The following is a 14,520-nucleotide window of genomic DNA, read 5'->3' on the forward strand; positions in this document are numbered from 1 at the left end:
GGTCCTCATGCGGCCGGGCCGGCCTGGGCGTGTCCCGCGCCCATGTCCGCCGTGCGGCGATCACCCGGTCGAGCGGTCACCCGACATGACCATCCCGGGCGATCGGTTCGCCCGCAGCAGCGGTGGTTCCTGAAACCTCGGAGCTCTGTCAGAGCGCGACGCCGTGCGCGCGCAGGTAGGCGACCGGGTTGATGTCCGAGCCGTACTCCGAGCCGTTGCGGATCTCGAAGTGCAGGTGCGGGCCGGTCACGTTGCCGGTGGCGCCGGAGAGGCCGATCTGCTGGCCGGCGGTGACGGTCTGACCGATCTTCACACCGATCGAGGAGAGGTGCGCGTACTCGGCGTAGTGGCCGTCGGCGAGCTTGATCTCGACCTCGTTGCCGTAGGCGCCGCCGTTGCCGGCCTTGACCACGACACCGTTGGCGACGGCGCGCAGCGGGGTGCCGGTGGAGGCGACGAAGTCCTGGCCGGTGTGGTGACCGGAGGCCCACATCGAGCCGGCCACGCCGTAGGCGGTGCCGAGCCTCGGGTTGGCCAGCGGGGCGACGAAGCCGGAGGTGGCGGCGGCGACCGGAGTGGCGGTCACGGCCTGGGCCGGAGCGGCGACCTGGAGCTGGGTCTGGAGCTGCGCGGACGGCTTGGCGGCCTCGGTCTGCACCTGGACCTGGGCCTGCGGCTTGGCGGCCTGGGTCGCCGGGGCGGACGGCTGGGCGGGCTTGGCCGGGGCGGCGGGCTTCGCCGGGGCGGCGTCGGCGGCCGGCGCGGCGGCGTGGCCGGACAGCGCGAGCTGCTGACCCGGGAAGATCAGGTTCGGGTTGGCGCCGACGACCGAGCGGTTCTGCTCGTACAGCGCCTGCCAGCCGCCCTCGACGTTCTTGGCGTCGGCGATCTTGGACAGCGTGTCACCGCTGACGACGCGGTAGCTCTCCTGCGCGGCCTGGGCGGCCGGAGCGGCGGCCTGCGCGGCCTGCTTGGCCTCGGTGGAGGCGGCGGCCGGAGCGGCCGGGGTGTGGGCCTGGGCGCTCATCGCGGTGACGAGCGGAAGGGCGAAGGACACACCGGTGACGGCGGTGGCGATGCCGATGCGGGCGGCGCGGGGCAGGGCGATACGACGAGCCTGTGCAGGCATGGAATTTTCCTCTCCGACGCCTGCGAGGTGAGCTGTCGGGTTCGGGCTGGAGTTGCCCGGCCGCATGCGCGGCTTCACCCCAAGCCGGCCCTGGACGCCCGCGCCCTGAGGCGCGAACTCCGGTCCGGCGACTTACCTGTGGGTCCCCCGCTCCTGCCGTACAGAGTTCGTTTCGAACCACCGGGCAGCGGCAGGACTCGGCGTTCCACCCGGCGGATCCGTCCGGACTGGCCGGGCGGTCGCTGAACTAAAACCCATCCGTTCGGGTGAAGCAATGTCGATCTCTTGAAACGGCAACGATTCCCCCCGCCCCGGTGACCCTCCGCAGGCCCGGGCCCACAGTGCGTACACAATCTATTCACCCCCCGCCACTGATCCACGACCCTGCGCCGAGATCGGCCACGCCGCGCACCCGTCCGCTCACGCACCGCCAGCCGCCAACACGCCCACCGGTGACCCTTGTCACGTGCGCCTCGGCAGCGCAGGATTCGCCCGTGGCCACCTCCGAGGCCGGCACCCTGCGCCTGGGCACCGCGCAGGGTCGCTGGGTACTAATGGCGACGGTGCTCGGCTCCAGCATGGCGATGCTGGACGGCACCGTGGTGAACGTCGCGCTGCCCCGGATCGGCGCCGACCTCGGCGCCTCCCTCGCGTCCCTGCAATGGACCCTGAACGCCTATCTGCTCACCCTGGCGGGCCTGATCCTGCTCGGCGGCGCGCTCGGCGACCGGTACGGGCGGCGCAAGGTCTTCCTGATCGGCGTGGTCTGGTTCGCCGTCGCCTCCGCGGCCTGCGCCGCCGCGCCGAACATCCACGTGCTGATCGCCGCCCGAGCCGTCCAGGGCATCGGCGGGGCGCTGCTCACCCCCGGCTCGCTCGCCATGCTCCAGGCCGTCTTCCACCCTGACGACCGCTCGGCGGCGGTCGGGCTCTGGTCCGGTCTCGGCGGGGTGTCGGCCGCGGTCGGCCCCTTCCTCGGCGGCTGGCTGGTGGACGGCCCCGGCTGGCGCTGGATCTTCCTGCTGAACCTGCCGCTCGCCGCCGCCGTGATCGCGGTCACCACCCGGTCGGTGCCGGAGAGCCGGGACGAGGGCGCCTCCGGCCGCTTCGACGTCCTCGGCGCCGTGCTCGCCGCCCTCGCCCTCGGCGCGATCACCTACGCGCTGACGGCGGCCGGTGAGGGCCTGTCCCCCGCCGTCTGGGTCAGCGGGGTGCTCGGAGTGGTGCTCGGCGTCGCCTTCGTGGCCGTCGAGCGCCGCGCGCCCGATCCGATGCTGCCGCTCGGACTGTTCTCCTCCCGGCTGTTCACCGCCGTCAACCTGGTCACCCTGTGCGTGTACGCGGCGTTCAGCGGCGTCTTCTTCCTCCTGGTGGTGCAGCTCCAGATCGTGTCCGGCTTCTCGCCGCTGGTCTCGGGCTTCGCGCTGGTGCCGATCACCGTGCTGATGCTGCTGCTGTCCGCGCGCGCCGGGCGCCTCGGCAAGCGGATCGGCCCGCGCATCCCGCTGACCGTCGGCCCCCTGCTGTGCGCCGCCGGCGTGCTGCTGATGCTGCGCGTCGGCCCCGACTCCTCGTACTGGGTGGACGTGCTGCCCGCCGTCACGGTGATGGGCTGCGGCATGACGCTGCTGGTCGCACCGCTGACGGCGACGGTGCTGGCCGCCGTCGAGGTCCGGCACGCGGGCATCGCCAGCGGGGTCAACAACGCCGCCGCCCGCGCGGCCGGCCTGCTCGCGGTCGCCGCCCTGCCGGCGCTGGCCGGACTGAGCGGCGACGCCTACCGGGTGCCCTCCTCGGTCGACGCCGCCTTCCACACCGCGATGCTGATCTGCGCGGGCCTGCTGGCCGCCGGCGGGCTGATCGCCCTCGCGACCGTACGGGGCAACGTGCTCGCCCCCGAGGAGCAGCAGGTGGCCGAGCCGAACTGCGACTGGCCGTGCGGCACCACCACCCCGCCGCTGGACCCGGGCCACGTCCCCACGACGCGCGAGGGCCCCGCCACCGGTCCGGCGGCGGGGCCCTCGGTTCAGGGCTGACGAGACGTCAGAGGATGTCGCCGGGGGCGTACTTGGCGGCCTCCGGGTAGGCGGTCGCGACGGCCTCCACCTGGCGGACCACCTCGGCGACCTGGGCGCCGGCCGCGCCGGTGAAGGACAGCCGGTCGGCGAGCAGCGCGTCCAGCGCGGCCCGGTCCAGCGGGATCCGCTCGTCGGCGGCCAGCCGGTCCAGCAGCTCGTTCTCCCGGGCGCCCGCGCGCATCGCCAGCGCGGAGGCGACGGCGTGCTCCTTGATGACCTCGTGCCCGGTCTCCCGGCCGACGCCCGCGCGCACCGCGCCCATCAGCACCTTGGTGGTGGCGAGGAACGGCAGGTAGCGGTCCAGCTCGGCCTCGATCACGGCGGGGAAGGCGCCGAACTCGTCGAGGACGGTCAGGAAGGTCTCCAGCAGGCCGTCGAAGGCGAAGAACGCGTCCGGCAGCGCGACCCGGCGCACCACCGAGCAGGAGACGTCGCCCTCGTTCCACTGGTCGCCGGCCAGCTCGCCGGTCATCGAGGCGTAGCCGCGCAGGATGACGGCCAGGCCGTTGACGCGCTCGCAGGAGCGGGTGTTCATCTTGTGGGGCATCGCGGAGGAGCCGACCTGGCCCTCCTTGAAGCCCTCCGTGACCAGCTCGTGGCCGGCCATCAGGCGGATGGTCTTGGCCAGGCTGGACGGCGCGGCGGCCAGCTGGACGAGGGCGGTGAGCACCTCGAAGTCCAGCGAGCGCGGGTAGACCTGGCCGACGCTGGTCAGCACGTTCTCGAAGCCGAGGTGCCCGGCGACCCGGCGCTCCAGCTCGGCCAGCTTGTCGGTGTCGCCACCGAGCAGGTCGAGCATGTCCTGGGCGGTGCCGACCGGGCCCTTGATCCCGCGCAGCGGGTAGCGGGCGATCAGCTCCTCCAGGCGGCGGAAGGCGACCAGCAGCTCGTCGGTGATCGACGCGAACCGCTTGCCCAGGGTGGTGGCCTGCGCGGCCACGTTGTGCGAGCGGCCGGCCATGACCAGCTCGGCGTGCTGGGCGGACAGCTTGGCCAGGCGCACCAGCACGGCCACCGTGCGGTCCCGCACGTGCTCCAGGGACTGGCGGATCTGCAGCTGCTCGACGTTCTCGGTCAGGTCCCGGGAGGTCATTCCCTTGTGGATCTGCTCGTGCCCGGCGAGCTCGCTGAACTCCTCGATCCGGGCCTTCACGTCGTGGCGGGTGACCCGCTCACGGGCGGCGATCGAGCCGAGGTCGACCTGGTCGATCACCCGCTCGTAGTCGGCGACGGCGGTCGCCGGAACCTCGACGCCGAGGTCCTGCTGGGCCTTCAGGACGGCGAGCCACAGGTGGCGCTCGAGGACCACCTTGTGCTCGGGGGACCACAGCTGGGCCAGGGTCGCCGAGGCGTACCGGGAGGCCAGGACATTGGGGATCTGGGGCTTCGCGCTCACGCTTCGCAAGAGTAACAGCCGAGGTCACGCCGGACGTCGGCGGATGGGGTAGGCTGGGTCAATTGAGCGCCTTTCAGATGACGCTTCACAGCCTCCTCACCGCAAGGATACCACACCGATGAGCGAACCGCCAGTGACCGCATGGAACTCCAGCGCCCTCGCCGCGGCCCTGCGCACCGAGCAGGCCCACCTCACCCGGCTCTACGCCCGGCTGGACACCGTGCGCGACCGGGCCCGCCGCACCGCCGACGGCGCCCACGACGGCGCCGGGTCCGGCGGCACCCATCAGGCCCGGCTGGAGCGCGAGGTGCACGCCCGCGAAGCCGCCCGCCACGCCGCCCGGCTGGAGGCGGTCGAACGCGGCCTCTGCTTCGGCCGGCTCGACGAGCGCGACGGCACCGTCCACTACATCGGCCGCACCGGCCTGACCGACGAGACGTACGAACCACTGCTGCTCGACTGGCGCACCCCGGCCGCCCGCCCCTTCTACACCGCGACCCCCGTCCACCCCGGTCCGGTGGTGCGCCGCCGTCACCTGCACACCCGGGGCCGCACCCTCACCGGCCTGGACGACGAGGCGCTCGACCTCGCCGGGCTGGACGAGTCCGGCCGCCGCGCCCTGGCCGGCGAGGCCGCCCTGCTCGCCGCCCTCGACCGCGAGCGCACCGGCCGGATGGGCACCGCCGTCGCCACCATCCAGGCCGAACAGGACCGGGTGATCCGCTCCCCGCTGCCCGGCGCCCTGGTGGTCCAGGGCGGCCCCGGCACCGGGAAGACGCTGGCCGCCCTGCACCGCGCCGCCTACCTGCTGTTCACCCACCGCTCCGCGCTGGAGCGCCGGGGCGTCCTGGTGATCGGCCCCAACCCCGGCTTCCTGCGGTACATCGAGGAGGTGCTGCCCGCCCTCGGCGAGAGCGAGGTGGTGCTCCGCACCGTCGCCGAACTCCTCCCCGGCCTCGCCGCCACCGGCACCGACACCCCCGCCGCCGCCTTCGCCAAGGGCGGTCCCTGGATGGCCGGGGTGCTCCGCCACGCCGTGGCCGCCCACCAGACGGCCCCCGCCGAGGGCCTGGACCTCGGCGAGGGGCTGCGGGTCTCCGCCCGGGCCTGCGCCGAGGCCCGGGACGCCGCCCGCGGCCTGCGACTGCCGCACAACCGGGCCCGCGCCTTCTACCTGGGCACCCTGCTCGACGCCCTCGCGATCGGCCAGGCGCTCGACCTCGGCCGTCCGTACGACGACGAGGAGGCGCACTACGCCCCGCGCGAGCTGTGGGAGCGGGCGGACATCCGCGCCGCGCTCGACCCGCTCTGGCCCCGGCTCACCCCGCAGCAGCTGCTCGAACGCCTGCTCACCGACCGGGAGTTGCTCTCCCGGGCGGCCCCCGAGCACGCGACCGCCCTGCTCCGCCCGCCCGGCTCCGACTGGACGGCCGAGGACGTCCCGCTGCTCGACGAGGCCGCCGAACTCCTGGGTACCGAGGCGCCTTCGGCCCCCACTGGTCAAGATCCGGACGAACTGGCCTTCGCCCAGGGCGTGTTGACCATCACCGGGCAGACCGACGACGTCCTGCTGGACTCCGCCGCCCTGGCCGAGCGCTTCCGCGACGACGGTCCGTACCGCTCCACCGCCGAACGCGCCGCCGCCGACCGCACCTGGGCGTACGGCCACGTCGTCGTGGACGAGGCGCAGGAGCTGTCCGCGATGGCCTGGCGCGCCGTCCTGCGGCGCGTCCCGACCACCTCGCTCACCATCGTCGGCGACCTCGCCCAGACCGGATCGCCCGCCGGCGCCCGCAGCTGGGCCGAGACGCTCGACCCGCACCTGCCCGGCCGCTGGCGCGAGGAGCGGCTCACCGTCAACTACCGCACGCCGGAACCCGTCATGGCCCTCGCCGCCGCCGTGCTGCGCACCGCCGTACCCGGCCACCGGCCACCCGAGTCCATCCGCCGGGGCACCGAGGCGCCCCGCGCGGTCCCCGTCCCGGCGGGCGACTTCGCCGCCGCGCTCGCCCGGCTGCCCGTCGGCCCGGGCACCCTCGGCGTGATCGCACCGGACGCCCTGGCCGCGGAACTGGACGCGCTCACGGTCGCGGACGCCAAGGGGCTGGAATTCGACGCGGTCGTGGTGGTCGAGCCGGCCGCACTCGCCCCGCGCGACCTCTACGTCGCCCTGACCCGGACCACCCGCTCACTCACCCTGCTCCACCACCGGCCGCTGCCACCGGAGCTCGCCGGGCTGCTCTGACCGGGACGGAGCACGGGTGGCGCGCCGGCGGCGCGCGGGCGGCGCGGGTCCTACTGCGCGCCGCCCGTACGGCCGGCCAGCACCGGCAGCACCTGGGAACAGATCGAGTGCAGGGCGATCCGCTGCTCGTCGGTCATCGCCTCGAAGGCCTGGTGGGTCCGGGCCATCTCGCCGCGGATGCGGTTCAGGATCTCCCGGCCCTCGGCCGTGATCACCACGATCTTCACCCGGCGGTCACCGGCCGCCGCCTCCCGGTTGGCCAGGCCCAGCGACTCCAGCCGGTCCACGATCCCGGTGACGTTCGACGCGTCGCAGCCGAGCCTCCCGGCCAGCGCCCGCATCGGCACCGGTTCCTGCACCGCGCCCAGCGCCTTGGCCTGCGAGGAGGAGAGCCCGTGCCGGGCCGCGGCGGCCGCGAAGTCCTGGAAGTACGCGGCACCGACGGAGGCCAACACCTCCATCAACTCGGCGTTGGTCGGTACGGTCGTCGTCGCTGTCGAACCCATGGGGCCAGAGTACGACCAGGTGCTTCAGCAACTCAAGCTTTGACCAGGGCAACCGTCCGCGAGCCGCCCCGGAACCTTCCGGTGTCAGAGCACCAGCTGGTCGAACAGCCGCCGGAGCTCCGCCTCCGGGTCCGCGGTCAGCCCGGTGTGCACCGGCCCCGGCTGGACGATCGCGCTGCGCGGCGCGGTCAGCCAGCGGAACCGCTGCCCGGCACTGTCCCCCGCCGCCGGACCGGCCTGCGGGCCGCCGTGGCAGACCGCCTCGATCCCCTGCAGCGCCCGCCGCACGCCCTGCACGTCCGCCACCGGGTCCAGCGCCAGCAGCCGGGCCTGGTCCAGGTGGGTCCGGGCGGCCAGGTGCGAACTCTGCCGGCAGTACAACAGCACCCCGACGTTGACGCACTCGCCGCGCTCGACCCGCGGCACCGCGCGGATCACGGCGTACTCGTAGTCGTGCAGCTCGACGGTGGCCGGCAGCGCGGACAGCGTGAAACCGGTCATGCGGGCACCTCCGGCAGCCAGTCGCGCGGACCGGCCAGTCGCTCGGTCAGCTGGCTCCGGTACGCGGCGCGCACCTCGTCGGGCGAGTCGAAGCCGAACTCGTCCACCAGCCAGACCTCGGGGATCTGCGCCACCGCGCCTTCGATCGCCGCCTCGGCGAGCGGCGCGAGCGCCTTGTCGGCCGCCGCCAGGTCCGGCCGAGCTGCCAGCAGCGCGTGGTCGGAGGCGTCGTACGGTCGGCGGATCCAGGCGGCGGCACCCAGCCAGTTGTGGTGGAAGATCAGGCTCGCGCCGTGGTCGATCAACCGCAGTCCGCCGGTCGCCACCAGCAGGTTGGGGTTGCGCCAGGAGCGGTCGACGTTGCCGATCAGCGCGTCGAACCAGAGCACCTGCCCGGCGAGCTCCGGATCCACCTCGAAGCAGAGCGGGTCGAAGTTGAGCGCGCCGCTGACGAAGGCCATCCCGAGGTTGGTCCCGCCGCTGGCCCTCATCTGGTCCTGGATCTGGTGGTCCGGCTCGCTGCGCGCGAGCACCGGGTCCAGGTCGACCGTCACCAGCTCCGGCACCGGCAGCCCGAGCCGCCGGCCGAGCTCCCCGGCCAGCACCTCCGCGACCAGCGCCTTGCGGCCCTGCGCCGCACCGACCCATTTCAGCGCGTACAGCCGCCGATCGTCGGCCTCGACCAGGCCCGGCATCGAGCCGCCTTCTCGCAGTGGCGTCACGTACCGGATCGCCGTCACCTCGGGTAGCACGGCCGACAGCCTATCGGTGTCGCGGCCCTTTCCTCTCTCCCCCTCCCAGCGCCACCCCGCACGACGCTCGTCCCCGGCCTCCCTTCTCCCTCTTCTCCCCGCCCTCTTCCACCCCACCCCCACGGCCCCGCCCCGGTGGCAGCCCCCTGCACGACGCTCGTCCCCCCACCCCTTCTCCCCGCCCTCCTCTCCCCCACCCCCACGGCCCCGCCCCGGTGGCAGCCCCCGCTGCTCCGTGCGAGTGTGGCGGACAGTAATGGGGACCTTCACGGCAAAGGGATGAGCGATGGAACGACCTCGGATCCTGATCGTGGGCGGTGGCTTCGCCGGCCTGGAGTGCGCCCGCCGCCTCGAACACAAGCTGTCACCGTCGGAGGCCGAGATCTCGCTGGTCACGCCGTTCAGCTACCAGCTCTACCTCCCCCTCCTCCCCCACGTCGCGGCCGGCGTCCTCACCCCGCAGTCCGTGGCCGTCTCGCTGCGCCGCACGCTGCGCCGCACCCACATCGTCCCCGGCGGCGCCATCGGCGTGGACCCGGCCTCCAAGGTGTGCGTCGTCCGCAAGATCACCGACGAGGTGGTGGCGCAGAAGTACGACGTCCTGGTACTCGCCCCCGGCAGCGTCACCCGCACCTTCGACATCCCCGGCCTCACCGACTACGCCCGCGGCATGAAGACACTCGCCGAGGCGGCCTACGTCCGCGACCACGTGATCGCCCAACTCGACCTCGCCTCGGCCACCTTGGACCAGAAGGAGCGCGAGTCCCGGCTCCAGTTCGTGGTGGTCGGCGGCGGCTACGCGGGCACCGAGACGGCCGCCTGCCTCCAGCGCCTGACCACCGCCGCCGCCCACCGCTACCCGCGCCTGGACGCCCGGCAGATCAAGTGGCACCTGATCGACATCGCCCCGAAGCTGATGCCGGAGCTCGGCGACCCGCTCGGCGAGGCCGCCCTGGAGGTGCTGCGCGACCGCGGCATCGAGGTGTCGCTGGGCGTCTCGGTGGCCGAAGTCGGCGCCGAGACGGTCAAGTTCACCGACGGCCGGGTGCTCCCCTGCCGCACCCTGATCTGGACGGCCGGGGTGGCCGCGAGCCCGCTGATCGGCACTCTGGACGCCGAGACGGTCCGCGGCCGGCTCGCCGTGACGGCGGAGATGCGGGTGCCGCAGTTCGAGGGGGTGTTCGCGCTCGGCGACGCCGCCGCCGTCCCCGACCTCGCCAAGGGCGACGGCGCGGTCTGCCCGCCGACCGCCCAGCACTCCGCCCGCCAGGGCCGCAAGGTGGCGGACAACGTGATCGCCTCGCTCCGCAGCCAGCCCCTGGAGCCCTACTACCACAAGGACTTGGGCCTGGTGGTCGACCTCGGCGGCAAGGACGCGGTCTCCAAGCCGCTCGGCATCGAGCTGCGCGGGGTGCCCGCCCAGCTGGTGGCGCGCGGCTACCACCTGATGGCGATGCGCACCAACGCGGCCAAGTTCCGGGTGGGCGCCAACTGGCTGCTCAACGCGACCGCCGGCGACGACTTCGTCCGGACCGGCTTCCTCGCCCGCCAGCCCGCCCGACTGCAGGATTTCGAGTACACCGACGCGTACCTGACGACGGATCAGGTCATCGCGCACGCCCAGTCCCTGCTCGCCAAGGGCTGAGCACGGCGGAACGACGGAACGACAGAACGACGGCGCCCCCACGGCCGAGGCCGCGGGGGCGCCGAGCCGCGTGCTCAGCGTGCGGTGAGGTACATCCCGCTCGCGTCCTGCCCGGCCGTGTTGCGGCACGCGTAGTCACCGCTCGGGCGCGCCCACAGCAGCGTCAGGCAGCGCCCGACCGCCTGCTGGCCGTAGTAGTTGGGGTGCATCGACTCCTGCAGCACGCCCTGCGTGGAGTTGAGGCCGCCGTCCAGGAAACGCGCCCACTCGCTGGTGGTCGCGGACGGGCCGGAGCTCGCGGTCGGCTGCCGGGTGGCCGTCGAGCAGACCTCGCGGCCCTGCAGCATGTCCGACAGGTCCAGGAACTGCGCGCCCTTGGCGGCGGCGACGCCCGCCAGCGCCCCGGAGATCTGCGGCACCATCGAGTCGCGGGCCCAGTCGGCGTCGCCGTCCCAGAACGGGCAGCCGCCGGTGTTGGAGCGGGTCCAGCCGCTCTCCGGGTACCGCATCTCGGCGCCGCGCGGGATCGGCGACGGGTAGGACTGCAGCACCAGGCGGTAGTCCGACTGCGCGTAGCCGGCGTCGGCCATCACCGCGCGGATCTCGTCGATCGCCTTGCCGACCCCGGCCATCGCGGCGGGCATCCTGGCGTCGATCCCGGACTGCGCGGAGTCGTGGCAGTAGGAGTACCAGATCAGGTAGTCCTGCACGCAGGTGGAGATGACGTCCGAGAAGCCCAGGTCGTTGCCGCCGATCGACAGGGTGATCAGCTTGACGTTGTTCTGCCGTGCCACGGTGGCAAGTTGGTCGGCCTGCGGGGCCTCGCCCTTGAGCGACTGGCCGCCGTTGGCGGCGCGGAAGACGTTCGCGCTGACGGCACCGGAGCAGGCCAGGTCGATCTCGTTCTGGGCCCCGGTCGAGGCGCTGAGCACCTCGGCGACGTCCGAGCGGTCGCACCCGCTCGCGGCGGTGGCGCCGTAGACCCGCGAGGGGTCGTACGAACTGCCGGTCCAGGCCCGGTCGGTGCCGTTGCGGCCGCCGCCGGTGCCGGCCGCGTTGCCCTTCCAGCGGCCGGCCTCGCCGGAGATGTAGCTGTCGCCGAGCGTGACGCTGGCGGTGGGCCCGGACGGCACGACGGCCGGTGCGGCCGGGGTGGACGGAGCGGCGGAGGCCGGCGAGGCGACGGCCAGGCCCGCGACGGCGAGCGGGAGGGCCAGGGCCGCGGCGAGCAACCGCCGGCCGGGGCGAGGGGCTCTGCGGGTGCTGCGGGCATCGCGGGTGCTGCGGGCGCTGCTCGAACAGTTCTCGGGCACTGCGGAACTCCTGCGGCTCGGTCCTCCCGGGGAACGGGGTACGGGAGGACGCCTGGGTGAGGGTGGGCCGCCGGCCGGTGGCGCGATGAAGATGACATGCGCGCGCCCACCACCGCTAGGCGTCTGCGGGAGGTTTCCGCTTTTGTTACCGCCGGGTTCAGACCAACCGGGCGGGCGACGCCCGGACGCCGCCCGCGGTTCACACCCGCCACACCTGCCCCACCCGCCCCGCCCTCCGGGGCCCACCCGCCCCGCCCTCCGGGGCCCGCCCACCCGGGCCCCGGGCTCACACCAGCCGCGACCCGCCCCCGCCCGCCCCCAGCACCGCCGCCAGGTCCTCCGCCAGCTCCCGCGCCTGCGCCGCCTCCAGCCGCGCCGTGGTGAACCGCAGCCCGGACGGCGACTGGATCCGGTACCGCGCACCGGGCGCCGCGACCCAGCCGCGCTGGACCAGCGCCGCCAGCACCGAGGTCTCGTCCGGCACCGGCACCCAGACGTTCAGTCCGCTCCGCCCGTGCGCCGCGATCCCGCGCGCCGCCAGTTCGCCCAGCAGCGCGTCCCGCCGGGCCCGGTACGCGGCGGCCACCCGGTCGACCGGCGCGGCGTCGCCGCTCCACAGCTCCGCGACGGTGCGCTGCAGCAGGTGGCTGACCCAGCCGGCGCCCAGCCGCAGCCGCCCGGCCACCCGTCCGATCGTCTCCTCGTCCCCGACCGCCACCGAGACCCGCAGGTCCGGCCCGTACGCCTTGGCCGCCGAGCGCACCACCGCCCAGTGCCTGCTCCCGGCGCCGACCAGCGGGTGGTACGGCTGGTCGACCATGCCGTGCCCGTGGTCGTCCTCGATCAGCAGCACCCCGGGGTGCTCGGCCAGGACGGCCTTGAGCGCCTCGGCCCGCCGCGCGGTGAGCGCCGCACCGGTCGGGTTCTGCGCCCGGCTGGTGACCACCACGGCCCGGACGCCCTCGGCCAGCGCGGCGGCCAGCGACCCCGGCAGCGGGCCCTCGTCGTCCAGCCGGACGGGCACCTGCTTCAGCCCCAGCGCGGGCAGCAGGTCGAGCAGGCTGCCCCAGCCCGGGTCCTCGACGGCCACCGCGTCGCCGGGGCGCAGCCGGGCGCCGAGGATCCGTTCGACGGTGTCCAGCGAGCCGGAGGCGACGGCGATCGGGCCGCCGGGCAGGCCGTCGGCCTCGAAGGAGGCGCGGGCGAGGGCGAGCAGCCGCGGGTCGACGCCGGCATGCCCGTACAGCACGGGGTCGGTGCGCGCGGCCTCGGCGGCGGCCGCGAGGGCCTGGGCGAGGTCGGGCAGCAGGGCCGGGTCGGGGTTGCCGGTGGACAGGTCGCGGGCGTGCGGCGGGACGGGGACGCGGATCTGGTCGCGCGGGGTGAGCGCCGGCCTGGGCAGGATGCGGCTGCCCTTGCGGCCGGCGGTCTCGATCACGCCGCGGTCGCGCAGCAGCCGGTAGGCGGCGGCGACGGTGTTGGGGTTGACGCCCAGTTCGGCGGCGAGGTCGCGCAGCGGGGGCAGCGCGGTTCCGGGGGCGAGCTGTCCGCTGCTCACGCCCTGCTCGACGTGGGCCGCGATTTCGCTGGCGCGTCGCCCTTTCAGCGGATAGTCTCCTAGCACAAAGTTAAGTATGCACTAGTACATAGAGGATGTCATGTCGGCCAACCCGGAAGAGTCGCCCAGCTACTCCCGCACCCCCAGGACCACCCCCACCCGCTACCGGGACCGGGCCACCTGGGAGCAGGAGGCGATCCACGCCATCCTCGACAGCGCCTACATCTGCCACCTCGGCTTCGTCGTCGACGGCGCCCCCGTGGTCCTGCCGACGATCTTCGCCCGGGTCGGCAGCCGGCTCTACGTCCACGGCTCCACCGGAAGCCGCCCGCTGCGCAACGCCTCCGGCGAGCAGGGCATGCCGGTGTGCGTCACCGTCACCCAGGTCGACGCGCTGGTGCTGACCAAGTCCGCGTTCAACCACTCGGTGAACTTCCGCTCGGTGGTCGCCCACGGCACCGCGCACCAGGTCACCGACCCCGAGGAGCTGGACGTCGCGCTCGCCGCCCTGGTCGACCACGCGATACCGGGGCGCTCCGCCGAGGTCCGTCCGGCCAACGCCAAGGAGCTCGCCGCCACCGCCGTCATCCGGCTGGAGCTGGACGAGGTCTCGGCCAAGACCCGGGAGGACGGCGCCGACGACGACCCGGAGGACACCGGCCTGCCGCACTGGTCCGGGCTGATCCCGGTCACCACCGTGCACGGCACCCCCGAGCCGCACCCCGGCACCACCGTCCCGCTCCCCGCGCACCTGCGCGGCTACCCCCGCTGACGGGAGGCGCACCCGTGTTGATCAGATCCTGGGACCGCGGCGACGAGGCCGAGTGGCGCGCCTGGCTGGCCGAGGGCCGCGACTTCGGCCTGCTCGCCGCCAACGGCCGCCCCGGCGAGGGGCCGGTGCTGGTCCCGACCCACTTCCTGCTGGACGCCGACCGCGGCGAGATCCTGCTCCACCTCGCCGCGCCCAACCCGCTGCTGGCCGCCGTCCGGGCCGACCCGAAGGTCACCCTCGCGGTCACCGACGGCTACGCCTTCGCCCCGGGCCACTGGCGCGGCGCACCGGGCACGCCCACCAGCTACTACGCCTCGGTCCACTTCCACTGCACCGCCGAGGTGGTGGAGTCCGCGGCCGGCAAGGCGGAGATCCTCAACCGCCAGCTGGCGCACTTCCAGCCCGAGACGCCGGAGGTCCGGGTGGTGCCCGGCGAGGGCGAGCTGGCCCGGCAGCTGCCCGGCCTGCGCGGGCTCCGGCTGACCGTCGACGAGGTGCGGGCCAAGTTCAAGTACGACGACAAGAAGCCCGCCGAGGCGCAGTACGCGATCGCCGACCGGCTCGCCGAACGCGCCGACGGCCGGGGTCGCGGCCGCGACCAGTTCGCCGCCGCCCGGGCCCAGTT

General features: G+C 74.3%; 12 protein-coding genes and 1 riboswitch. Of the genes, 5 read left to right on the forward strand and 7 right to left on the reverse strand.

Annotation, left to right across the window (positions count from 1 at the left end; translation table 11 throughout):
- Nucleotides 1–148 precede the first annotated feature (148 nt).
- Nucleotides 149–1,129, reverse strand: a complete 981-nt coding sequence (locus ACFU6K_RS12155; RefSeq protein ID WP_380662465.1) for a peptidoglycan DD-metalloendopeptidase family protein — start codon at nt 1,127–1,129, stop codon at nt 149–151.
- A 2-nt stretch (nt 1,130–1,131) separates the two neighbouring features.
- Nucleotides 1,132–1,332, reverse strand: a riboswitch (cyclic di-AMP (ydaO/yuaA leader).
- 351 nt (nt 1,333–1,683) lie between these two features.
- Between ACFU6K_RS12155 and ACFU6K_RS12160 the strand changes: the two genes are divergently transcribed.
- The gene (locus ACFU6K_RS12160; protein WP_380662476.1) at nt 1,684–3,165 is read left to right on the forward strand and encodes an MFS transporter; all 1,482 of its coding nucleotides are present in this window, start codon (nt 1,684–1,686) and stop codon (nt 3,163–3,165) included.
- A gap of 7 nt (nt 3,166–3,172) precedes the next feature.
- On the opposite strand, the gene purB is transcribed toward ACFU6K_RS12160, so the two are convergent.
- Complete coding sequence (purB, locus tag ACFU6K_RS12165; RefSeq protein ID WP_380662466.1) at nt 3,173–4,603, reverse strand: adenylosuccinate lyase; 1,431 nt, start codon at nt 4,601–4,603, stop codon at nt 3,173–3,175.
- A 118-nt stretch (nt 4,604–4,721) separates the two neighbouring features.
- On the opposite strand from purB, the gene ACFU6K_RS12170 reads away from it, so the two are divergent.
- Nucleotides 4,722–6,848, forward strand: a complete 2,127-nt coding sequence (locus tag ACFU6K_RS12170; RefSeq protein ID WP_380662467.1) for a HelD family protein — start codon at nt 4,722–4,724, stop codon at nt 6,846–6,848.
- A gap of 50 nt (nt 6,849–6,898) precedes the next feature.
- Here ACFU6K_RS12170 and ACFU6K_RS12175 read toward each other — a convergent pair whose 3' ends face one another.
- The 3 genes from ACFU6K_RS12175 to ACFU6K_RS12185 form a co-directional block, all read right to left on the reverse strand.
- Nucleotides 6,899–7,354 carry a MarR family winged helix-turn-helix transcriptional regulator gene (locus ACFU6K_RS12175; protein WP_380662468.1) on the reverse strand — a complete coding sequence of 152 codons (456 nt, stop codon included), beginning with the start codon at nt 7,352–7,354 and terminating at the stop codon, nt 6,899–6,901.
- An 84-nt stretch (nt 7,355–7,438) separates the two neighbouring features.
- Nucleotides 7,439–7,855 carry a DUF3037 domain-containing protein gene (locus ACFU6K_RS12180; protein ID WP_380662469.1) on the reverse strand — a complete coding sequence of 139 codons (417 nt, stop codon included), beginning with the start codon at nt 7,853–7,855 and terminating at the stop codon, nt 7,439–7,441.
- Complete coding sequence (locus ACFU6K_RS12185; protein WP_380662470.1) at nt 7,852–8,607, reverse strand: HipA family kinase; 756 nt, start codon at nt 8,605–8,607, stop codon at nt 7,852–7,854. Before ACFU6K_RS12185 ends, ACFU6K_RS12180 begins: the two co-directional genes overlap by 4 nt.
- 286 nt (nt 8,608–8,893) lie before the next feature.
- On the opposite strand from ACFU6K_RS12185, the gene ACFU6K_RS12190 reads away from it, so the two are divergent.
- On the forward strand, nt 8,894–10,252 hold the full coding sequence (locus ACFU6K_RS12190) for an NAD(P)/FAD-dependent oxidoreductase (protein WP_380662471.1): 1,359 nt from the start codon (nt 8,894–8,896) through the stop codon (nt 10,250–10,252).
- Nucleotides 10,253–10,326: 74 nt separating this feature from the next.
- Here the strand turns inward: ACFU6K_RS12190 and ACFU6K_RS12195 are convergent, their stop codons facing one another.
- Nucleotides 10,327–11,565 carry a GDSL-type esterase/lipase family protein gene (locus ACFU6K_RS12195; RefSeq protein ID WP_380662472.1) on the reverse strand — a complete coding sequence of 413 codons (1,239 nt, stop codon included), beginning with the start codon at nt 11,563–11,565 and terminating at the stop codon, nt 10,327–10,329.
- A 286-nt stretch (nt 11,566–11,851) separates the two neighbouring features.
- Nucleotides 11,852–13,189 carry an aminotransferase class I/II-fold pyridoxal phosphate-dependent enzyme gene (locus tag ACFU6K_RS12200; RefSeq protein ID WP_380662473.1) on the reverse strand — a complete coding sequence of 446 codons (1,338 nt, stop codon included), beginning with the start codon at nt 13,187–13,189 and terminating at the stop codon, nt 11,852–11,854.
- Between the two features lie 34 nt (nt 13,190–13,223).
- Between ACFU6K_RS12200 and ACFU6K_RS12205 the strand changes: the two genes are divergently transcribed.
- Complete coding sequence (locus ACFU6K_RS12205) at nt 13,224–13,895, forward strand: pyridoxamine 5'-phosphate oxidase family protein (RefSeq protein ID WP_380662474.1); 672 nt, start codon at nt 13,224–13,226, stop codon at nt 13,893–13,895.
- Between the two features lie 14 nt (nt 13,896–13,909).
- A partial coding sequence (locus ACFU6K_RS12210) for an FMN-binding negative transcriptional regulator (protein WP_380662475.1) occupies nt 13,910–14,520 on the forward strand: 611 nt, incomplete at its 3' end.

The organism is Kitasatospora sp. NPDC057512 (genome assembly GCF_042802135.1).
GTDB lineage: Bacteria > Actinomycetota > Actinomycetes > Streptomycetales > Streptomycetaceae > Kitasatospora.

Coding starts and splice junctions, on each gene's coding strand:
- ACFU6K_RS12155 (WP_380662465.1), bottom strand. CDS start 1,129: ATGCCTGCACAGGCTCGTCGTATCGCCCTGCCCCGCGCCGCCCGCATC.
- ACFU6K_RS12175 (WP_380662468.1), bottom strand. CDS start 7,354: ATGGGTTCGACAGCGACGACGACCGTACCGACCAACGCCGAGTTGATG.
- ACFU6K_RS12205 (WP_380662474.1), top strand. CDS start 13,224: ATGTCGGCCAACCCGGAAGAGTCGCCCAGCTACTCCCGCACCCCCAGG.
- ACFU6K_RS12160 (WP_380662476.1), top strand. CDS start 1,684: ATGGCGACGGTGCTCGGCTCCAGCATGGCGATGCTGGACGGCACCGTG.
- ACFU6K_RS12180 (WP_380662469.1), bottom strand. CDS start 7,855: ATGACCGGTTTCACGCTGTCCGCGCTGCCGGCCACCGTCGAGCTGCAC.
- ACFU6K_RS12170 (WP_380662467.1), top strand. CDS start 4,722: ATGAGCGAACCGCCAGTGACCGCATGGAACTCCAGCGCCCTCGCCGCG.
- ACFU6K_RS12190 (WP_380662471.1), top strand. CDS start 8,894: ATGGAACGACCTCGGATCCTGATCGTGGGCGGTGGCTTCGCCGGCCTG.